The sequence below is a fragment of the Halomonas sp. TD01 genome (genome assembly GCF_923868895.1).
GTDB lineage: Bacteria > Pseudomonadota > Gammaproteobacteria > Pseudomonadales > Halomonadaceae > Vreelandella.
The window spans coordinates 1689712-1709857 of sequence record NZ_OV350343.1 but is presented as its reverse complement, the minus strand read 5'-3'; the positions used below and the strand labels follow the sequence as shown (position 1 = coordinate 1709857).

The 20146-nt window shown below is 53.3% G+C and carries 17 protein-coding genes, 1 pseudogene and 1 riboswitch; of the genes and pseudogenes, 11 read left to right on the top strand and 7 right to left on the bottom strand.

Translation table 11 applies throughout. From position 1 onward, the window contains the following. Positions 1-6: 6 nt before the first annotated feature. Both L1X57_RS07915 and preA read left to right on the top strand, forming a co-directional pair. Positions 7-1392 carry an NAD(P)-dependent oxidoreductase gene (locus tag L1X57_RS07915; protein ID WP_009722884.1) on the top strand — a complete coding sequence of 462 codons (1386 nt, stop codon included), beginning with the start codon at positions 7-9 and terminating at the stop codon, positions 1390-1392. Next, positions 1389-2723 (top strand): NAD-dependent dihydropyrimidine dehydrogenase subunit PreA, encoded by a 1335-nt coding sequence (gene preA, locus L1X57_RS07910; protein ID WP_009722885.1) that lies wholly within the window; start codon positions 1389-1391, stop codon positions 2721-2723. The genes L1X57_RS07915 and preA overlap by 4 nt, the downstream gene beginning before the upstream one ends. A 95-nt stretch (positions 2724-2818) precedes the next feature. On the opposite strand, the gene L1X57_RS07905 is transcribed toward preA, so the two are convergent. Both L1X57_RS07905 and L1X57_RS07900 read right to left on the bottom strand, forming a co-directional pair. Further along, positions 2819-5863, bottom strand: coding sequence for an efflux RND transporter permease subunit (locus L1X57_RS07905; RefSeq protein ID WP_009722886.1), 3045 nt, complete (start codon positions 5861-5863; stop codon positions 2819-2821). Between the two features lies 1 nt (position 5864). Continuing rightward, a complete protein-coding gene (locus L1X57_RS07900; RefSeq protein ID WP_009722887.1) occupies positions 5865-6962 on the bottom strand; it encodes an efflux RND transporter periplasmic adaptor subunit in 1098 nt (365 codons plus the stop codon). A 149-nt stretch (positions 6963-7111) separates the two neighbouring features. Between L1X57_RS07900 and L1X57_RS07895 the strand changes: the two genes are divergently transcribed. The 3 genes from L1X57_RS07895 to L1X57_RS07885 all read left to right on the top strand — a co-directional run bounded on the left by L1X57_RS07895 (position 7112) and on the right by L1X57_RS07885 (position 9879). Next, positions 7112-7735, top strand: coding sequence for a TetR family transcriptional regulator (locus L1X57_RS07895; protein ID WP_009722888.1), 624 nt, complete (start codon positions 7112-7114; stop codon positions 7733-7735). An 83-nt stretch (positions 7736-7818) separates the two neighbouring features. Continuing rightward, positions 7819-9075 (top strand): cytosine deaminase, encoded by a 1257-nt coding sequence (gene codA, locus L1X57_RS07890; RefSeq protein ID WP_009722889.1) that lies wholly within the window; start codon positions 7819-7821, stop codon positions 9073-9075. 32 nt (positions 9076-9107) lie between these two features. Continuing rightward, positions 9108-9276: riboswitch (FMN riboswitch) on the top strand. Between the two features lie 105 nt (positions 9277-9381). Beyond that, entirely contained in the window at positions 9382-9879 is a 498-nt protein-coding gene (locus tag L1X57_RS07885; protein ID WP_009722890.1) for a 6,7-dimethyl-8-ribityllumazine synthase, read from the top strand. Positions 9880-10113: 234 nt separating this feature from the next. Here the strand turns inward: L1X57_RS07885 and L1X57_RS07880 are convergent, their stop codons facing one another. After that, a complete protein-coding gene (locus L1X57_RS07880) occupies positions 10114-10563 on the bottom strand; it encodes a GNAT family N-acetyltransferase (RefSeq protein ID WP_009722891.1) in 450 nt (149 codons plus the stop codon). 92 nt (positions 10564-10655) lie between these two features. Here L1X57_RS07880 and pdxR point away from each other — a divergent pair, with 92 nt between their 5' ends. From pdxR to pcsA, 3 genes and pseudogenes are all read left to right on the top strand, one after another. Next, positions 10656-12128, top strand: coding sequence for a MocR-like pyridoxine biosynthesis transcription factor PdxR (gene pdxR / locus L1X57_RS07875; RefSeq protein ID WP_009722892.1), 1473 nt, complete (start codon positions 10656-10658; stop codon positions 12126-12128). A 24-nt stretch (positions 12129-12152) separates the two neighbouring features. After that, positions 12153-12751 (top strand): annotated as a pseudogene (locus tag L1X57_RS07870) (DNA-3-methyladenine glycosylase I). A 207-nt stretch (positions 12752-12958) separates the two neighbouring features. Then, positions 12959-13639, top strand: coding sequence for a phosphatidylcholine synthase (pcsA, locus tag L1X57_RS07865; RefSeq protein ID WP_409559425.1), 681 nt, complete (start codon positions 12959-12961; stop codon positions 13637-13639). Positions 13640-13660: 21 nt separating this feature from the next. Here pcsA and L1X57_RS07860 read toward each other — a convergent pair whose 3' ends face one another. Further along, on the bottom strand, positions 13661-15106 hold the full coding sequence (locus L1X57_RS07860; RefSeq protein ID WP_009722896.1) for an aminotransferase-like domain-containing protein: 1446 nt from the start codon (positions 15104-15106) through the stop codon (positions 13661-13663). Positions 15107-15309: 203 nt separating this feature from the next. On the opposite strand from L1X57_RS07860, the gene L1X57_RS07855 reads away from it, so the two are divergent. Both L1X57_RS07855 and L1X57_RS07850 read left to right on the top strand, forming a co-directional pair. After that, on the top strand, positions 15310-15510 hold the full coding sequence (locus L1X57_RS07855) for a DUF1127 domain-containing protein (protein ID WP_009722897.1): 201 nt from the start codon (positions 15310-15312) through the stop codon (positions 15508-15510). Beyond that, positions 15497-16369, top strand: a complete 873-nt coding sequence (locus L1X57_RS07850) for a PhzF family phenazine biosynthesis protein (protein ID WP_009722898.1) — start codon at positions 15497-15499, stop codon at positions 16367-16369. Before L1X57_RS07855 ends, L1X57_RS07850 begins: the two co-directional genes overlap by 14 nt. On the opposite strand, the gene L1X57_RS07845 is transcribed toward L1X57_RS07850, so the two are convergent. After that, positions 16357-17325: a membrane protein gene (locus L1X57_RS07845; RefSeq protein ID WP_009722899.1), complete on the bottom strand. Its 969-nt coding sequence runs from the start codon at positions 17323-17325 to the stop codon at positions 16357-16359. The two genes, L1X57_RS07850 and L1X57_RS07845, sit on opposite strands and share 13 nt — an antisense overlap. 127 nt (positions 17326-17452) lie before the next feature. Here L1X57_RS07845 and L1X57_RS07840 point away from each other — a divergent pair, with 127 nt between their 5' ends. Next, positions 17453-17911 (top strand): Lrp/AsnC family transcriptional regulator, encoded by a 459-nt coding sequence (locus L1X57_RS07840; RefSeq protein WP_009722900.1) that lies wholly within the window; start codon positions 17453-17455, stop codon positions 17909-17911. Positions 17912-17918: 7 nt separating this feature from the next. Here the strand turns inward: L1X57_RS07840 and L1X57_RS07835 are convergent, their stop codons facing one another. Both L1X57_RS07835 and L1X57_RS07830 read right to left on the bottom strand, forming a co-directional pair. After that, positions 17919-18539 (bottom strand): TetR/AcrR family transcriptional regulator, encoded by a 621-nt coding sequence (locus tag L1X57_RS07835; RefSeq protein WP_009722901.1) that lies wholly within the window; start codon positions 18537-18539, stop codon positions 17919-17921. Between the two features lie 93 nt (positions 18540-18632). Continuing rightward, on the bottom strand, positions 18633-20129 hold the full coding sequence (locus L1X57_RS07830; RefSeq protein ID WP_009722902.1) for a CoA-acylating methylmalonate-semialdehyde dehydrogenase: 1497 nt from the start codon (positions 20127-20129) through the stop codon (positions 18633-18635). Positions 20130-20146: the final 17 nt, after the last annotated feature.

Below are 20146 nucleotides of genomic sequence, written 5' to 3'. Positions count from 1 at the left end.
GGAGAGATGACCGTGAACCACTCACTTGACCACCTGCCCAGCGCACAAGAGGTCGGCACCTACGACCCACCCTCGCTGGCAAACAATTTTAGCGACCTTCATCCGCCGTTAACCCACCGCCAAGCAATGATCGAAAGCCAGCGCTGCTTGTACTGTTTCGACGCCCCCTGCGTTGAGGCGTGCCCATCGGATATTGATATTCCAAGCTTTATTCGCCAAATCAGCGAAAACAACATTAATGGCGCAGCAGAAACCATTCTGGAAGCCAACATTCTTGGCGGCAGTTGCGCCCGAGTGTGCCCAACTGAAATCCTCTGCGAGCGTAGCTGTGTACGCAACCATGATGCAGAGTGCCAGCCCGTATTAATTGGCCTGTTGCAGCGCCACGCTACTGACCATATGCAGTTCGAAAGCCACCCGTTTAAGCGGGCGGCTAACAGCGGCCGACATATCGCCGTGGTAGGCGCGGGCCCCGCTGGCCTTTCTTGTGCTCACCGCTTGGCAATGCTGGGCCATCAGGTGACCATTTTCGAGGCCGAACAAAAACCAGGCGGACTGAATGAGTACGGTATCGCCCGCTATAAGATGACCGATGATTTCGCACGTAAAGAAGTGGAGTTTTTACTCGAAATCGGCGGCATTGATATCCAGCACGGCCAGCGTCTGGGCGATAACTTAGAACTTGCCACGCTGCATCAGCAGTTTGATAGCGTTTTCCTTGGCTTAGGTCTTGGTGCCAGCCGTGCCTTAGGGCTCACTGGGGATAATGCTCCCGGCTTAATGCCAGCCGTTGACTACATTAAAACCCTGCGCCAAACCAAAGACCTTGGCAGCTTACCTGTCGCCAAGCGCTGCATTGTGATCGGTGCAGGTAATACCGCCATTGATATGGCGACTCAAATGGCTCGCCTAGGCGCGACAGAGGTAACGCTAGTCTACCGCCGTGGCACAGAGGCGATGTCCGCTACCGATCATGAGCAAGAAATTGCCAAAGCTAACGGCGTGCGCATGGTGACGTGGGCCCAGCCAGACGAAATTTTATTGGATGACCAAGGGCGCGTGGCCGGTATGCGTTTTGCCAAGACCCACGACCAAGCTGGCCAGTTAACCCCCACAGGAGAAACATTCGACCTTGCTGCCGATGCCATCTTCAAGGCGATTGGCCAAGGCTTTGATAGCGCTAGCCTGACGGATGAAACCGCCAGAGAGCTTGCCCGGGACGGCGAACGTATCCAAGTTGATGCGTTCTTCCGCACCTCAATGCCCAATGTTTACGCGGGTGGCGACTGCGTGAAACCTGGACAAGATCTCACCGTTCAAGCCGTTCAACACGGCAAACTGGCTGCCCATGCCATTCACCAAGCGCTTGCCGCTAAGCAGGAGGCCGCATGAATACACTTCCTTTCACACCACCGGGCAAGAAAAACAGCGGTGACAGCGTGGTGAACGGCGTTGACCTGTCGGTGAACTTTGCTGGCATCAAAGCTCCAAATCCTTTCTGGCTAGCCTCCGCACCACCCACCGATAAAGCCTATAACGTGGTGCGGGCCTATGAAGCGGGTTGGGGCGGCGTCGTCTGGAAAACCCTTGGCGAAGAGCCACCTGCGGTGAATGTCTCTTCACGTTACTCCGCTCACTATGGTAAAAACCGCGAGGTGATTGGATTCAACAATATCGAACTCATTACCGACCGCTCGCTGGAGATCAACCTTCAAGAAATCACCCAGGTGAAAAAAGATTGGCCCGACCGTGCACTGATTGTCTCCATTATGGTGCCCTGTAACGAAGAAGCCTGGGCACATATTTTGCCACTGGTGGAAGCAACTGGCGCAGATGGCATTGAGCTAAACCTGGGCTGTCCCCATGGCATGCCGGAACGCGGCATGGGGGCGGCAGTCGGCCAAAACCCCGACCTCATCGAAAAAGTCGCTTACTGGTGTAAGAAGCACTATTCCAAACCGGTGATTGTAAAACTCACACCCAATATCACCGACATTCGGGTAGGTGCCCAAGCGGCACTACGGGGTGGCGCCGATGCGGTATCGCTGATTAACACCATCAACTCCATCACTAGCATCGACCTGGACAATATGGTCGCAAAACCCACGGTAGGCCATCAAAGCACCCACGGCGGCTACTGCGGCAGCGCCGTAAAACCTATCGCACTGAATATGGTGGCGGAAATCGCCCGCGACCCAGCCACGGCCGAACTACCACTGTCTGGCATCGGGGGAATTTCCAACTGGCGGGACGCTGCAGAGTTCGTTGCTCTGGGCGCAGGTAGCGTGCAGGTATGTACCGCTGCAATGCTCAACGGCTTTCGCATTGTGGAAGAGATGAAGGATGGTCTTTCACGCTGGATGGCAGAAAAAGGCTACGACTCCATTGAATCGTTCTCTCGCAAAGCCGTGCCACAAACCACTGACTGGAAGCACCTGGACATCAACTTCAAAACCATTGCGAAGATTGATCAGGACCTGTGCATTGAGTGCGGCCGCTGTTATATCGCTTGCGAGGACACCTCCCACCAATCGATTGCCAAGCTCACCGAGCAAGACGGCGCACGCCGTTACGAGGTAATTGAAGACGAGTGCGTTGGCTGCAACTTATGCCAAATTACCTGTCCAGTGGAAAACTGCATCACCATGGTGCCCCAAGAAACGGGGAAACCGTTCCTAGCCTGGGACAACGACCCACGCAACCCCTTCCGCGTCGCTTCTTGAAACATTCACCACGCTTCAATGTTAGTAATGGCACCGCCCTCTTTAGTGAGGGCGGTCGTACATTATGTCTTCGTTGGAGGACGACAAATGCTCTCTTAGTCCTTATGAATCTTGATCTGGTAAAGCACGCAATAGATCACCGGCAGTACGATTAGGGTGAGCAGCGTGGCGACACCGAGCCCACCAATCAGCGCGACCGCCATGCTGGCGAAGAATGCATCACTAATCAGCGGGATAAGCCCCAGCATGGTGGTCAGCGCAGCCATGGAAACGGGCCGAACACGGCTAATGGCAGCGCGCACAACGGCGTGATAGCGATCTTTGTGTAGTGGCAGTTGAACATTGATTTCTTCCACCAGAACAATGGCATTTTTAATCACCATCCCAATCAAACTCAGCGTGCCCAGCAGCGCCATAAACGAGAAGGGCATCCCCGTTAACAGTAGCGCAGCGACTACCCCGACAATGGTCAGCGGCACCAAAAACCAGATCGCCAACGGCTGACGGAAGTTATTAAACAACACCACCGTGATAATGAACATCATCACCAACCCAAGTGGCAGCGACGCAAATAAGCCGCTCTGGGCTTCACCGGCGGTCTCAAATTCACCGCCCCACTCAAGCCGATAACCGGGCGGCAATTCCAGCGCCTCTACCTGGGGCCGAACCTGGGCCAATACGCTAGCCGCCGTCACACCACTGAGCGGGTCTGGTTCACCATACACCGCCAGCATGCGCTCTCGGTCGCGGCGCATGATTAGTGGATCTGCTACCTGGGTCGTCACATCGCGCATCACTTGATCCGCGGTGATGTAACGCCCCTGTTCGGCGCTCCATACGTTTAGCGACCCTATGTTGTCGATATCGTTGCGCTGCTCAGGTATCGCTCTGGCAACGATCGGGATCAGGTCGCTGCCGTCACGGTAGATGCCCACCTGGCTACCACTGGTACTCAGCGCCAGTGTGGCCGCCAGATTTTCACGTGTGACGCCCAGGCGTCGTGCCGTGTCTTCGGCAAAAATAGGCACTACGGCCTGAACACGGTTACGCCAGTTGGTACGTACACTGACCATATTGGACGTATCACTAAACAGCGCCGCGACCTGATCACCTAGTTGGCGTAATACGGCGGGATCGCTGCCGTATAGCCTTGCTTCGATCTTAGCTTTCGGAGCAGGGCCGACTTCCAGCGGGGCAATTTTATAGTCGATATCGCTGTGATCTCGCTGTAGTACCGCTTCGACATCCGCCATGTGCGCTTGCTGCGCGGCTTTGTCATCAGTTTCAATAATTAGCTGTGCATAGCTGGCGTAGCGGTCTTCCGGCGCATAGGTCAGGGTAAAGCGCTGGGCACCGCCGCCTACAACGGTGGTGAGGTGGCGGACGCCTTCCATGTCCATGACCACCTCTTCCAACTCAGCCACCCGCCGCTGGGTTTCCAGAATATCGGTGCCTTCTGGCGTGCGGTAATCGACAAAGAAGATGGGCGTATTGGAGGCCGGAAAAAAGGCATTTTTGACCGAGCCAAAGCCAACAACTGCGCCTGCCAGAATGGCTATCACCAGACCAAGTGTTAGCCAACGCAGCCGGATACCCGCCACAATCACGCGGCTAAATACGCGGTACACCACGCCGTTATACGGATCTTCGTCTCCGCTGCTGGGGGCTACATTGCGAAACAGCAGTTTGAAATAGAAAGGCGTGAGCGTCAGCGCTGTCAGCCAACTTAGCAGCAATGAATACAGCAACACATAGAACAGCGAGCCGATAAATTCACCGGTGGTATCCGGCGACAACCCAATTGGAGCAAAGGCGGCAACCGCAATCAACGTTGCTGCCAGCAGCGGCCAGGCATTTTGTTTAACCACCTGATGCGCCGACTCACGAATACTTTGGCCACGCTTTAGGCCAACCAGCATGCCTTCAGTGACCACAATGGCGTTATCGACCAACATGCCCAACGCTATTATCAGTGCCCCCAGCGAGATCTTTTCCAACTGCAAGCCGTGGATGCGCATCAGCATAAAGGTGCCAATAATGGTAATCAGCAGAATAAAGCCCATCAGCAGGCCGCTGCGCCAGCCCATAAACAGCATTAGCACCACTATCACAATGGCAACCGCCTGAATCAGGCTGATTAGGAAACCAGATACAGCATCGTCCACCACACTCGGCTGGTCATAGACCACGTTGAGTTCCATCCCCAACGGTGTGCGTGCTTCTAGTTCGTCTAGCCGCTGCTCAAGGCGCTCTCCTACTTCGACCACGTTAACGCCGCTTTCAAATGAGATGCCCAGGGAAATAGCTGGCCGCCCCATATCGCGGTAAAGCTGCTGTGGTTGCTCGGTTAAGCCACGGGAAACCTCCGCGATATCACTCAGCCTCACCAACTCGCCGTTACCTTCACTAACGATTAACGCGCGTAAGTCATCAATGTTGGCAGAACTACCCGAAGGCGTTACTCGGAAACGCTGGCCTCCCTGTTTCAAGTGCCCCGAGTCCACCACCGCATTTTGAGTGTCAAGCAGTTGCTGGAGTGAACTTAACGGGATGTTCAGCGCGCGCAGCCGCTCACGGTCGACCTCAATGAAAATGCGCTCTTGTCTTACGCCCGCCAGCGACACCTTTTCAACACCATCGACCAAAGCAAGCTCACGCTTAAGAAACTCGGCATGGCCTTTTAAGTCCGGCATGGCGTAGCCGTCACCAGTCAGGTTAATCATCAGACCGAACACATCGCCAAAATCATCGTTAACCCGTGACTGACTAGCGCCTGGCGGCAAAGCGGCCTGAGCATCGCCCACTTTACGGCGTAGTGAATCCCATAGCTGCTGAAGCTCATCGTTTTGCACCGTGCTTTGCAGCTCGACGGTGATTTGAGAAAACCCATCAGAACTTACTGAGCTGATGCGTTTAATCGAAGGCATTTCTTGAATGGCTTCTTCTAGCGTCGAAGTGACTTCCTGCTCTACCTCTTCTGGCGTAGCACCAGGATACTGGGTGGTGACCAGTGCATTACGAATGGTGAATTCAGGAAACTCCAGCTGCCCCATGCTGGTGAAAGCGAGCGATCCACCAATAAGCAGTACCACGGTCATTAAATAGCTCGCGGCCCGGTGGCGTAAGAAGTAATCAACCATCTTATAGCCCCTGTTCCTTTTCCCACGGAGTTACACGCATATCGGCGCTGACACGATGGGCTCCCGCTGCCACCACACGATCATTCGCGGCTAGTTCGCCACTCACTTCCAACCCCTTAGAGGTTAAACGCCCCACCTCGACCGGTACCGCCTCTAGACGGTCAGGTGCCTGAAAACGCCACACTACCGCCTGCTCTGAGTTCTCACCGAGGTAGCCAATCGCATCGGGCGGCAAACGCCAGACAAGACGTTCGGACGCTGGTAACAGTTGGCCTAGATCAAGCCGCACGGTGGCACTCATACCATCGAGCAGCGTGATATCGTCGGGCTGCGGCAACCGAAGTGTTACCTCATAGGCAAGGCTTTGGGCGCTGGCCTGAGTGGTATAAGAAGCTAGTTGGGCAAGGTAAGGTTTTTCGCTATTGCCAAACCGGACTTCAAAGGCCATCGCCGTTTCAAATGGTGTCACCTCATCATTGCGCGGTATCTGCTGAACGATTTGCTGCGGTAAATGAAAGACCACATCAAGCTGCCCTGGCTGCTGAATCACCGCCACGGTCTCCTGCACCTGAACAATCTGACGGTTGTCTACCGGCACCTGGGCAATCACGCCATCGTAAGGGGCGCGCAGCTGAGTATTTCCCAGCTGCTCTTCGGCCTGTTCAAAGGTCGCCCGAGCGGCACGCAACTCGGCCTCCGACTCATCAAACCGCGCCTGGCTGATCGCACCGCGCTCCAAGGTGTAGCGCATGCGCTCGTGAGTTGCCCGCGCCAGCTCTAACCGCGAACGGGCACTATCCAATTCACTGCGCACATTACGATCATCAATACGAGCGATTAATGTGCCTTCCGTTACCCGCTGGCCTGGGCTCACATTAAGTTCTAAAAGCTCACCCGCCATGCGAAACGACAGGTTGCTGCGCGTGGTGGCTTCAACTCGCGCCGGGAACTGGCGCTTCAGTGCGGAGCCAGACGCTTCAAGTGCGATTAACTTCACCGGCCGGGGAGGATGTTCATTCTGGCTTTCAGCATAGGCATCACCTGCTACCAGCAGCATGGCCAGCAGTGCTGGAAGCAATCGAATCACAGTGTTACGCACAGCAGACTCCTCGGCGGTGTTATTAATACGCAGTTATCAGAATTTCACTGACATTCATGAATGTCAGTGAACGTGTATACTAATAGCCTACTGGCGACTTTGCCATTCAGTAATGCCAATATATGGGCACTTTTTTGTTAGGAGCTGCTATGTCACGCCGCAAAGCTGAGGCTGAACGCACCCGCGAGGCCATTCTTGATGCTGCAGAAACTCAGTTTCTCACTCAGGGCGTGTCGCGCACCACCTTGGCTCATATTGCCGCAGCGGCTGGCGTGACCCGCGGTGCGATTTACTGGCATTTTGAGGATAAAGCCGCGGTATTCGATGCCCTACTAGAACGTGTTCGCGTGCCGCTTGATGAAATTGTCGATGATGCAGTGCTCCGTTTAGGCCACTCGCCCACCCAGTGTTTGCAAGGGATCGCCCACAGCGCGCTCAGCGCTATCTGCTATAACTTACCCCTGCAACGCGCCGCGACCATCGTGCTACATCGCTGCGAAAAGTTAGAAGATGACCACCCGCGTATCAGCATGATTACTCAGCTGTCAGAGCATTCAAAAGCGCGAGTAGAACAGCTATTCGAGCAGGTTAAGTTAAGCGGCCAATTACGCCAGGGCCTTAGCCCTGCGAGTGCTCGTCTTCAGTTTCATAGCTTTTTAATCGGCATTTGCTTTGACTGGCTACAAGACCCGCAGCAATTTTCATTAGCAGACGAGTACGAGAGCATGATCGAAACGTTAATGCGGGGATTATTAGTGGAGAGCGCACTCTAAACGCTTTGAGAAGATAAGCTTGGCATGCAGGTTGCTTCCATCACTAGAAAATTTCCATTCACTTGATGAGAGAGAGCTTACCTATGCACATGCAGATCATTAACGCCCGCCTACGCCAGCGCCCTGAGCTTTACCGGCTTGAGGTTGAGAACGGCATGTTCACAGCGATCACCGCTCAAGACGCACCGCAAACGGTGGGAGAAGGGCACATTGATGCGGGCGGCAAGCTGCTTTGCGCGCCGTTCATTGAGCCGCATATACACTTGGATGCCGCGTTAACGGCAGGCGAGCCAAGTTGGAACCAAAGCGGCACGCTGTTTGAAGGCATCGAGCGCTGGGGTGAGCGTAAGCCCATGCTCACCGAAGCGGATATTCGCGAGCGCGCGCTTAAAACCCTGAATCTGTTGATAGGCAACGGCGTCCAGTTTGTGCGCACACACGCTGATACCAGCGACCCAAGCCTGATTGGCATTAAAACCCTATGTGCCTTGCGCGATGAACTGAAAGATAAAATCGATATACAAGTGGTCGCTTTTCCGCAGGATGGTCTTCTCTCCTACCCCGGCGGCGACCGCCTGATGGAAGAGGCACTGGAGATCGGTGCGGACGTTGTCGGCGGCATTCCCCACTTTGAATACACCCGAGAGCTAGGTGTCGCTTCCATGAAGCGAGTGATAGAGCTAGCGATCAAGTATGACCGCTTGGTGGATGTGCACTGTGATGAAATCGATGACCCTAACTCGCGCTTTCTTGAAGTGCTGGCCTGCGAAGCGTTGTTTAACGACTTAGGTAACCGCGTGACCGCTAGCCACACTACGGCAATGCACTCCTACGATAACGCTTACTGCTCCAAGTTGTTTCTGCTGCTCAAGCGATCGGGCATCAACTTTGTCTCCTGCCCCACTGAAAGCATTCACCTGCAGGGGCGCTTTGATACTTACCCAAAACGGCGCGGCGTTACCCGAGTGAAGGAGTTAAACGCAGCGGGCATTAATGTCTGCTTTGCCGAGGACTCCATCTTCGACCCCTGGTATTCCTTAGGTAATGGCAAGCTACTACGAACGCTCGATTTTGGCCTGCATATCTGCCAGATGATGGGCTATCAGGATTTCAGCCAGGCGCTGTCGCTTATCACTGACAACAGCGCTCGCACACTCAATATTGAAGCGCGTTACGGCATAGAGGTCGGCAAACCCGCTAGTTTCAACCTGCTAGAAGGTGAAGATGACTACAGCGTGCTGCGCACCCAGGGCGAGGTGCTACTTTCTGTTCGCCACGGCGAGATCATCATGCAGCGCGCCCCCGCTAAGATCACCACGCCCCCGTGGCTTGGTATTTAGAAAAAGCGTAATATAGCCGGGCTGATAGTCAGCAAAGTTCTCAGGGCGGGGTGAAAGTCCCCACCGGCGGTGATGATGACTGAATAAATTTTTGTCATCTAAGCCCGCGAGCGCTCAAGGTGATTTTTTTATTTCTTGAGGTCAGCAGATTCGGTGAAAAGCCGAAGCCGACGGTGATAGTCCGGATGAAAGAGAACGGCACCTTAGACACGCAACTTAAAAAGTGGCTTCAGCCACCTTTTGCGGTTGCCTGACGACCGGTTCCGCATGCCCTGATTCTGGTACAACTTATCCAAGAGAATGACCATGAATCAGACATTCCCGCTAACGCTTTCAACCCACACCACGGCTCAGCGCATTGCCTTTATTCAAGGCCACTGGCATCAGGATATCGTTGAGAAAGCTTATGAAGCGTTTATCACTGAAGTAGAACGTTGCGGTCTTAACGCCGAGCAAGTGGACATCTTCACGGTGTCGGGTGCTTACGAAATCCCCCTCCAGGCAAAGGTACTCGCCGAAAGTGGCCGCTATGGCGCCATTGTCGGGGCAGGCTTTGTGGTAGACGGCGGCATTTATCGCCACGACTTTGTTGCCCATGCGGTCATTGATGGCTTAATGCGCGTGCAGTTAGATACGCAAGTACCGATTATCTCGGTCGTCTTAACACCACACCATTTCCATGAGCACAGCACTCACCACGACTTCTACACCCAGCACTTTGTTACTAAAGGGAAAGAGGCCGCCCAAGCGTGTCTGAATACAATGGAAAACCTGCACCGAGCGCGCAAACTAAGCAACGCTTAAGCCTATGTTGCAGCTGCAATTAAACCTATATTGCAATTAGGTCTCTGTCGTTTGAGTCCGGCTAAACGCCGGGCTCGGCACGCTTCGTCGATATATGAGTGCTAATAAGTGCTTATGCATAAGTTTGCGAGGATTCAAGCCCCATTAAATCAGTGGTTGCCTATGATCAGTGCCCGCTTAATTTTGTGCAGGCACTTACTTCAGAAGATGACTGCTCATTAGTCATCATTTCCGTTATTTGATATCCAGCAAATACCCATAAAACGCTGTGTTGCGCTGCCAGCCTAATGATTCATATAGCTGTTGGGCACGCTCGTTCTCTACCTGAGTCATGAGTATCAAGCGCGCGACACCATGCTCACGAGCCAGCTGGGTGACGGCTTCCATCAACGCCCTCCCCGTCCCCTTATCACGACACTCCGGCAACACAAAAAGATCATTTAGCGTCCAACGGGCATTCAAGCCCACCGTGGAAACTCCAGGATAAAGTTGCACGAAACCAGTGAGGTTACCGTCACTATTTTCACTAACTAATATACGAGAGTCCGCCTGCCCAAAGCGCTGACGCAAGAAATCACGCGCCGCACCGATATCACTTGGCTGATTATAGAACTGCCGATAGCCGTCGAGTAATCCACTAAGTGCCTCTAAGTCAGCCAGTACCGCTGAACGAATATTAATCATTGCAACTACTCCATTAAGATGGTGAACAAACTCAGCTTGCCGCTATAGTGGTCTATAACAAAGAGCCACTTATCGCTAAATTGAGGGAACCAGTGAAACGACGTAACGCTGCTAGCGATTGGATTACGGAGGCACTAGCGATAAGGCTAACAGCGAATGAAGCAGCCACGCTGGTTCAACAGCTCTACCGCTCGCTTAAAGAATGGATTCAACATGGCGAACTGACGGCCGGTGATGCGCTTCCCTCTTCCCGCTATTTATCCCGCGCTTTAGGTATTAGTCGCAATACGGTGCTGGCCGCTATGGATCGGCTGCTGGCGGAAGGATTACTGATCGCTCGCCAGGGAGCGGGGCTCTATGTAGCAAAACTACCCACACGATTAAACAGAACCGAACGTCCCCCTCCTGTGCCTGCTCGCTATTCAAACCGAGGCAACATACTATTAATGCTAAGTGGAGCGTTAAGCCACGGCCATCGAGCGTTTGCACCTGGCGTCCCGGCACTCGACCTGTTTCCCCGCGAACTATGGCAACGCCTTTTGCGTCGCCACTATTATCACGCAGAGACATCATGGATGGATTATCAAGCCAGCGGCGGGCTGCCTGAGCTTAAAGCTGCTCTCTGTGACTATCTAAGGCTCTCTCGAGCGGTGCGCTGCCAGCCAGAACAGATTGTGATTACCCAAGGAGCACAGCAGGCATTTGAGCTAACTACCCAGCTACTCACCGATAACGGTGATTCGGTTTGGATGGAAGAACCTGGTTACCGCGGTGCGCAGGCATGCTTCCTCGCCTCAGGCTTAACGACAACGCTCATACCCGTAGATAAAGAAGGACTAAACCCTTCACTAGCGCCTGCGGGCACCCCCGCACCCCGGCTAATCTATGTGACACCTTCTCACCAATATCCCAGTGGCGTTACCATGCCAATACCGCGCCGACTAGCATTGCTAGAGTATGCTTCTCGTACTGGCAGTTGGATCATAGAAGATGATTACGACAGTGAATTTCGGTACGACACGCCGCCTACTCCCTCTCTACAAGGACTCGCCGAACAGGCGTCGGTGATTTATGTGGGCACCTTTAGTAAAGTGCTTTACCCCGGCTTGCGCTTAGGCTATCTGGTATTACCCAATACGCTTGCCGAAGACTTTAAGCGCGCCCAGGCGCGACTGCACCGCGAAGGTAACTACCCCATACAATCAGCGCTTGCTGAACTTATTGCCAACGGCCACTTTACTCGTCACATCGCTCGTATGCGGGCTGCTTATCGCCAACGCCAAGCCTGCCTGCGTACTGCGTTAGCGCCCGCGGTGGCCAAAGGGCTCCGGCTTTCTGATGGCCATGCAGGCATGCACTTACTGGCTGAGCTCGATAATTTTGAAAAAGAAGAGATACTCGTAAGACGTGCTAATGAAGCAGGTATTACGCTTTCTCCGCTTTCCCGCTATTACCTTGGTGAGAATAAGCGCCCTGGTTTAGTTCTCGGCTATGCAGGTTCAACGGAGAGCGAACTTATAAAAGCAGGTACTTGGCTTAGCCGCACATGGTTAAGCTTATGCTAAGGAATACACGCTAAGGAGCGCTCAATGACCGACTTTATCGCCCCCGATGGACATCCCCGCTGCCAGTGGTGCGGCGGTGCGCCAGAGTTTCTGCCCTATCATGACAACGAGTGGGGATTTCCAGTGGCGGACGACCAGCGGCTATTTGAAAGCTCTGCCTGGAAAGTTTTCAGTCAGGCTTGAGCTGGCGCACCATTCTCAACAAGCGCGAGAACTTTCGCGCTGCCTTCCATTATTTCGACTTCCATCACGTTGCCCGCTTTGGCGAAGAGGATGTTCAGCGCTTGCTCCAGGACGCAGGCATTATTCGCCATCGCGGAAAAATCGAAGCGGTGATTAATAATGCTCAGCGGGCACTGGAAATGGTCGCGCAGGAAGGTTCGCTAGCTGCGTTCTTCTGGCGCTATGAACCTACCGAATTAGCACTACCACAATCCCAAACCACCTCACCTGAATCCATCGCACTTGCTAAAGAGTTGAAAAAGCGCGGCTGGAAATTCGTTGGCCCTACCACCGCGTTTGCGTTTATGCAGGCCATGGGGCTACTCAATGATCACTCGCTAACATGCATCTCTCGTGAGCAGGTGGAACAAGCGCGGCAGCAATTTCAGAGGCCCGTGTAACAACAAAGGCGCAAGGCACTATACTTCTTGGATCACTAGCAAACGAGCGCGCCAGATGACTCGCCTGCGTATTCGCTGGGTGTCTTCTTGTAGTAGGGTATGATTTTTACACACTTATCAATACACCGAACAGCACGGGGACAACACGTTCCCAATGGGGTCAACGTGGTTCAATCGCTCTCTTCGCACACAGAATCCCGCGCTTCGATATACAAGGCATGGAGCGTGCACGTCTTTACGGCCAGTGGCGTACTGCTCGGCACGATGGCGCTGCTCTCACTGATCGACAACAACCCAGTTGCCTGCCTCCTTTGGCTAGGTGCTGCGATGATGGTCGATGGTTTCGATGGCACCCTGGCGCGCAAGTATGAAGTAAAAACTATCCTGCCCCACTTTGATGGCTCGACGCTTGATATGGTCATCGATTATCTAACCTGGGCGTTTATTCCCGCTCTGTTTATCTACTTCTTTATTGAGTTGCCGCCCAATTTCGAACTTCTGTCAGTATTTATTATTCTGCTGTCATCGATGTTCTGTTTCTGCAATGTCGATATGAAAAGCCAGGATAATTATTTCGTTGGCTTTCCTGCCGCTTGGAACATCGCTGCCGCCTATTTCTATATCCTCAACCTCCCGCCTTTTGTCACCTTTGCCGCTATCGTTTTTCTAGCTTTTCTCACCGTGTCTAAGATGAAATTCCTTCACCCGTTTCGTGTACGTCAGTTCATGCCACTCAACATCGCCGTCACGCTGGTATGGTGTGCATGTGCAACGTCACTGATACTTTCCAGTCCCGAGCACGCAGCCTGGGCACTATGGGGGTGGAGCATTGCATCCGTTTACTTCGTCGGCATGTGCGTTTGGCGCACCGCTCAGGAAGCGTTTTAACTCGGCTTTAGCAAACAATGCTCACTTTAGCGCTACTTCATCAGACCGCTGGGCTTCTTCCATCATCTCGGTGGCAAGCTCTCCCACGGTACGCACGGCATCTTCAATGGCCGGTGTTAGCGTAAATGCGTAGTTAAGTCGCAAACACTGACGAAACTTGCCCGAGGCTGAAAATAGCGAGCCAGGAGCCACATGGATGGCGCACTTGGCTAAGCGTTCATTAAGACGTACGCAGTCCACGGCGGCAGGTAATTCCACCCATAGCAAAAAACTGCCTTGTGGATAACTGATGCCCGCACCTTCTGGAAAATAGCGCTGCACCCAGTTGATCATGATGTCCCGTTGGCGCTGATACTGGCGAGTAACATAGCGCAGGTGACGCTCGTAGTGGCCTTTGGCAACAAACTCCGCCACCGCCAACTGCGGCAATGTGGCCGAGGCACCGGTAGAGACATACTTCATATGCAGCGCCTTGTCTCGGTAACACCCCGGCGCCAGCCAGCCCACCCGCAGCCCAGGCCCCACCGTTTTGGAAAAACCGCTGCACAACAACACCCGCCCATCGTCATCGAAGGATTTGATCGTGCGCGGCCTCGGCAGAGTAAAGGCCAAGTCACCGTAGATATCGTCTTCAATAATGGCCACGTCGAAGCGTTGGGCGAGTTGAAACAGCGCCTTTTTGCGCGCCTCGCTCATGGTGTAGCCCAGCGGATTGTTATACGTCGGAGTGACCTGTATAGCACGGATCGACCACTGCTCCAGCGCCATTTCCAACGCTTCCAAACTAATGCCCGTTTGCGGATCAGTGGGAATTTCCAACGCTTTTAGGCCGTTGGCTTTTAGGATCTGCATGGTGCCGTAAAAGCTGGGCGAGTCTACGGCCACCACGTCGCCAGGTTGAGTGAGGGTGCGCAGCGCTATCGATAACGCTTCCTGACAGCCGGTGGTGATCATGATGTCGTCCGGGTGCAGCAAACAACCGGACGCAATGGCCAACCGCGCTACCTGCTGACGTAACTCGGGGCTACCGTTTAGCTTGTCATAGTTAAAACCATTCAGATCATTCTTTCGATGCAGCCCCGCCAGTATTTTCGACAGCGGCTTAAGCGTTTCGTAGGCTAAGTTCGGCACACCACGCCCGAGCAGAAGCCGACTATCGTCACGCTGTGTAGCGACCAGCTCTAATACCTGATCCCATTGGGATACATCTAGTGGGCATTGCGCAGGACGAGAGACAGAAGGCAGCACCGAAGGCACCCGGCTTGGAAGTACGAAGTAGCCCGATTTCGGCCGTGATTCGATCAGCGCTACATCCATTAGTTGCCGGTAGGCTTCCTGAGCGGTCGAAATACTAACATCAAGCTCCTGACATACCGCTCGAATAGAAGGCAGGCGATCACCCACACGGTAAATACCGTGCTCAATTCGCTCCCGTAAAATGCAAGCAACCTCCTCATAGCGAGTCATACTACTGCCTCCTGTTTTTTTAAACACAGTCTCCAATACAGTTTTAAATATTATCTTTCAAGCAATACAGATCCCTGCATTAACAAGCATACAGAGGTATAACATACACCATCTGTATCTTAAAAATAGAAAATCCTATATCTGTATTGCTTAGGCACGGCTGCGTAATCTGGTTGAGCACATCGCCATCAAGGAGAACCGCTATGCCACACTTCAGTCTCGCCCAAATTCGCTGTCAGTTACGTCAACTCCAACAGCGCCGTCGCAGCCGCCGCCAGTTACTAACCCTCGATGACCGACTGCTGGAAGATGTTGGAATCACTCGCACCCAGGCGCAAAAAGAAGGATGTAAACCATTTTGGCAGCACTCATCATTCAAAAGGGGGCCATATGAAAGCCGCTGAGTACTATTTGCTAGATGTGTTTACCGATAAACCTTTTTCAGGCAACCAGCTGGCGGTATTTTTAAATGCCGATGGGCTGCAAACCAGTACCATGCAGGTAATTGCCAATGAACTTAACTTGGCTGAAACGGTATTTTTAGGCGCGGCGACGAAGACGAATCACTACCCTATGCGGATTTTCACACCGACGGCTGAGCTGCCGTTTGCCGGCCACCCCACGGTAGGTACCGCGCATCTACTAGCGGAGTTAAACCTCGTCAACCGCGAGCAAGGCATTGTGCTACAGCCACCTGTCGGCGAGTTAACAGTTAATTATGAAAAAGGGGGAGCAACGTTTAAGACCGCCCAGCCCGTCATGGTCTCAGGCAGCACTATTGATCGACTCACTGCCGTTGAGCTTCTGGGGCTGGACATCCACCAAGTCATTGGCGATCCCATCATTGCCTCTTTCGGTCTGCCCTTTCATCTTATTGAGCTAGCCGACCTAGCGGCTCTAGAGCACATACAAATCGCCGGTGCAGTATGGGCAGATGCCGTTACACGCAGCGGCACTGAGCAGATATACCTTTATGTGATGGAACAACGAGCCAGCGAAGAGACGATTGTACGGAGCCGTATGTTCTCCATGCACGCCAGTATTTGCGAAGACCCCGCCACTGGCAGCGCTGCAGCAGCCTTAACCGGTTATTTAGCGTCACTCAAGCCAGAGCCCCTACACTGCAAAATTCACCAAGGTGTTGAAATGGGGCGACCCAGCGTTATCTACACCGCCGCCAATGGTGAAATTAAGTCTGGCTATGTCAACGTGGGCGGTAAGGCAGTCATCGTGGGTAAGGGTGAATTTAATCACCTGGGTTGATGATGAGATGATTTATTCTTCACCGTGGCTTTGGGCCAACGGGCAATCATCGCGGTGACAATAATGGCAAAGAAGAGCCGTGCCCATAAGATGCCCGTTATATCCGCCCCGAGCATTAAGGTCAGCAGTGTATCTTCTATAACGCTATGACAGAGGCCGAGAAAACAAAGTGCTAACGTGCTGTCGCGCTTGCTTAGCACTCCATTTTGCACGTCACGAATCAGCAGCCCTGCGCCATAGCTTAGCCCCAACGTAAACCCAATCACCGTCACATTCGCTGCCGAGCGTCCAATGCCTAATAGCCTGAGTAACGGTAGCAAGCCAAGGTGAATCCAGCGCTCTAGACCAAGCCTTTTTAAAATTTTCAGAAGCACAATCAACGCTAAGATAATCACAAAAATAAGCGCTAACGTTTCAAGCTGTGCCACCGCCCAACCGCTTAGCGTTGGTGCTGATGAAAAACTTGGCTGCCATACCAATTCAAAAGGTGCTTGTAACAAACCAAAATACGAATAGAAGCAGTGTAAAAGCCAAGCAAGCAGTAAAGCCCCACCCACACGCAGAACCAGCGTGCCCCACCAAGGTACGCCAGCACGCTTGGCAACCGCTCCCTCAACGGGAAGCGAATGCCCTACCAGCATCAATGCTCCTAGTACCGTTACCTGCTCAACACTCAAAGGCGTTTCACCGACGACTTGGAAAAACACCGCAATAGCGGTGTACAAATTGGTGAAAAGCGCCGCTGCCCACACAACACCCATTTGTTCGGGTAAACCGAGTATGTTCATTAAAGGGGCTAACACCGCCCCCAACCATTCGATCATACCGAGCAGCTCTAACCCTTTGACGATGAGCAAAGCAGGTATCAGGATTTTGAGTAACGTCACATACACGCGCAGCGCGTCTTGCAATACGCAACTTACCCCAGCTAACCATTGGTAGGTTTTCGTCGGCATTAGAGCCCTCCATTGCCATCGTTTGAACAAACGCTATGATAATGGGAGCACCGCAGAACCTTCTTTCCAATACAGCCCTAACAATCACTATTCGTTCTTTATAAGCACAGAAAGAGCATTTTATTTCATGGACGCCATTGATCGACGAATTCTTGACCAGCTTCAGCGTGACTCCAGCCTGACCAATCAAGCATTAGCAGATGAGATAGGGCTTTCACCCTCTGCCTGTTTAAAGCGAGTTAATCGATTGCGCGATGCTGGAATCATTGCGCGCGAGGTGGCTGTGCTCAACCCTGACGCCCTAGGCCAGTGCCTTCACATGGTGGTGGAAGTCACCATGGAGCGGGATAACAAGTTGCTCTACCAGCGGTTCTTGACGTCAGCGGTCAACGCCCCTGAAGTGAAGCAGTGCTATCAAGTAACTGGCGAGTGTGATTTTGTGTTGATCGTGACAGTCGCTGATTTAGATGAGTACGACCGCTTTTGCGACAGCGTGCTCTATGCCGACGACAACCTACGCAAGTTCCGCACATTACTGTCGAGAAAACGCCATAAGTTTGATACGTCCGTACAGCTCAGCCGTTGAGTACTACTCACGCCGTCAATCCAATCCCCCGCAAAATCACCGAGGTTACCGACTGTACGGCTTTTTCGAATTGCAGATCGTCTAAGGGTTTATCGTCGTTAAGCAGATAGATTTGGTAGTCGAAGTCAGCGTAGTGCTGGGTCGATGCCCAAATCATATAAAGCAGATAAGAGGGTTCAACGGGGTTAATTTGGCCGGACTCGACCCATTCGCGAATTTTCGACTCTTTCAATTTGGCCCATTCGTATAAGTTATCGCGCAGGCGCTCTTTTAGAATGGGTGCGCCCTGCATCACTTCCGCCGCCCAGATTTTCGAGCCGTGAGCACGGTAGCGGGAATGGGTCATTTTGGCGCGAATGTAGGTAGAAAGCACCACTCGCGGGTCGTCGTAAAGCTCAAAGCACAGCGCGTCCTGTTTCCAGATTTCCAGCAGCGCTAGCAGCACTTCCTGGTAAAGCGCCTTTTTAGTGGAAAAATAGTAGTGCACGTTGGATTTTGGCAGATCAGCCAGCTGGGCAATTTCCCCCATCGACGCTCCGGCATAGCCTTTTTCAGCAAACAATTGCTCAGCCGCCAGAAGAATCTTTTTTACGTTGGTTTGCCGAATTTCGTCCTGTGTTCTCGCCACGCTGCTCGTCCCTTTACGACTAAGATACGCACACAAAAAATGCACCACCGCTAAGCAGTGGTGCAGAGAAGATGGCGTAGTTAGCCTACGGCGTCAACGTTGGTTAGTGGGAAACGAAAACTCGGCACGAGTGGCTTCGCTCACCGAAGGCCAGCGCTGGGAAACCGCTTTTCGGCGGGTATAGAAGCGCACAGAGTCAGGGCCATAGGCGTGAAGGTCGCCAAACAATGAGCGCTTCCAGCCGCCAAAGCTGTGGTAGGCCACCGGCACGGGAAGCGGCACGTTAACACCCACCATGCCCACTTCGATGCCATCGGTAAAGCGTCGAGCAGCCTCGCCATCGCGAGTAAACAGGCAGGTGCCATTGCCGTATTCATGGTCGTTAATCAATTGCATAGCGTCATCTAGGCTGCCGACCCGTACCACGCACAGCACTGGCCCGAAAATCTCTTCCTGGTAAATGCACATCTCAGCAGTGACGTTATCGAACAGGCAACCGCCGACGAAATAGCCGTCTTCATGACCCGCGATTTTCAGCTCACGGCCATCGGCCACTAGCGACGCGCCTGCCTTTACGCCGTCTTCGATATAGCCCAATACCTTGTCACGGTGCTCTGCCGTCACCAGCGGGCCCATATCCAAGCCTTTATCGGTTCCCGGCCCCACCTTGAGCTCAGCAATTTTAGGCAGCAGCGTTTCAACTAGACGATCTGCCGTCTCGTCACCCACGCACACCGCCACCGAAATCGCCATGCAGCGCTCACCACAACTTCCGTAAGCCGCCCCCATCAGTGTATTGGCGGCGTTTTCCAAATCGGCGTCTGGAAGCACCACGGCATGGTTCTTCGCCCCACCCAGAGCCTGAACGCGTTTGCCAGCGGCCGAACCACGGGAGTAGATAGCTTCCGCTACCGGCGTTGAGCCAACAAATGAAATAGCTTTAACGGCCTTAGCATCCAGCAGCGTTTCCACCGCTTCGCGACTACCGTGCACCACATTCATCACGCCTTTTGGCAACCCTGCTTCTTGCAACAGCTCGGCTACCGCCATCGCCGCCGAAGGATCTTTTTCCGAAGGCTTGAGAATAAAGGTGTTGCCGCAAGCAATCGCCATCGGATACATCCACAGCGGCACCATGGCAGGAAAGTTAAACGGCGTAATGCCCGCCACTACGCCCAAGGGCTGGAAATTCGACCATGCATCAATGCCCGGCCCGACGTTGTGGGAATACTCACCTTTTAGTAGCTCAGGCACACCGCAGGCATACTCGACATTTTCGATTCCGCGCTTCAGTTCACCCATCGCATCTTCAGGGGTTTTACCGTGCTCTTCACTGACCAGTTGCACCAAGCGGTCGGCGTGTTCCTCAAGCAATTGCTTGAAGCGGTACATCACTTGGGCGCGCTTAGCTGGTGGCGTATCTCGCCAAGCGGGAAACGCAGCTTGGGCGGCGGCAATAGCCCGCTCTACGTCGGCGGCGCTGGCGTCCGCCACTTGGCGAATCACTTTACCCGTTGAGGGATTGGTCACGTCCAGCGTGCGCTGGCTGTCGATTAATTCACCGTTAATTAGATGGGAAACAACACTCATATTTAAACTCTCTGAAA

Coding starts and splice junctions, on each gene's coding strand:
- L1X57_RS07915 (WP_009722884.1), top strand. CDS start 7: ATGACCGTGAACCACTCACTTGACCACCTGCCCAGCGCACAAGAGGTC.
- preA (WP_009722885.1), top strand. CDS start 1,389: ATGAATACACTTCCTTTCACACCACCGGGCAAGAAAAACAGCGGTGAC.
- L1X57_RS07905 (WP_009722886.1), bottom strand. CDS start 5,863: ATGGTTGATTACTTCTTACGCCACCGGGCCGCGAGCTATTTAATGACC.
- L1X57_RS07895 (WP_009722888.1), top strand. CDS start 7,112: ATGTCACGCCGCAAAGCTGAGGCTGAACGCACCCGCGAGGCCATTCTT.
- codA (WP_009722889.1), top strand. CDS start 7,819: ATGCACATGCAGATCATTAACGCCCGCCTACGCCAGCGCCCTGAGCTT.
- L1X57_RS07885 (WP_009722890.1), top strand. CDS start 9,382: ATGAATCAGACATTCCCGCTAACGCTTTCAACCCACACCACGGCTCAG.
- L1X57_RS07880 (WP_009722891.1), bottom strand. CDS start 10,563: ATGATTAATATTCGTTCAGCGGTACTGGCTGACTTAGAGGCACTTAGT.
- L1X57_RS07860 (WP_009722896.1), bottom strand. CDS start 15,106: ATGACTCGCTATGAGGAGGTTGCTTGCATTTTACGGGAGCGAATTGAG.
- L1X57_RS07855 (WP_009722897.1), top strand. CDS start 15,310: ATGCCACACTTCAGTCTCGCCCAAATTCGCTGTCAGTTACGTCAACTC.
- L1X57_RS07850 (WP_009722898.1), top strand. CDS start 15,497: ATGAAAGCCGCTGAGTACTATTTGCTAGATGTGTTTACCGATAAACCT.
- L1X57_RS07845 (WP_009722899.1), bottom strand. CDS start 17,325: ATGCCGACGAAAACCTACCAATGGTTAGCTGGGGTAAGTTGCGTATTG.
- L1X57_RS07840 (WP_009722900.1), top strand. CDS start 17,453: ATGGACGCCATTGATCGACGAATTCTTGACCAGCTTCAGCGTGACTCC.
- L1X57_RS07830 (WP_009722902.1), bottom strand. CDS start 20,129: ATGAGTGTTGTTTCCCATCTAATTAACGGTGAATTAATCGACAGCCAG.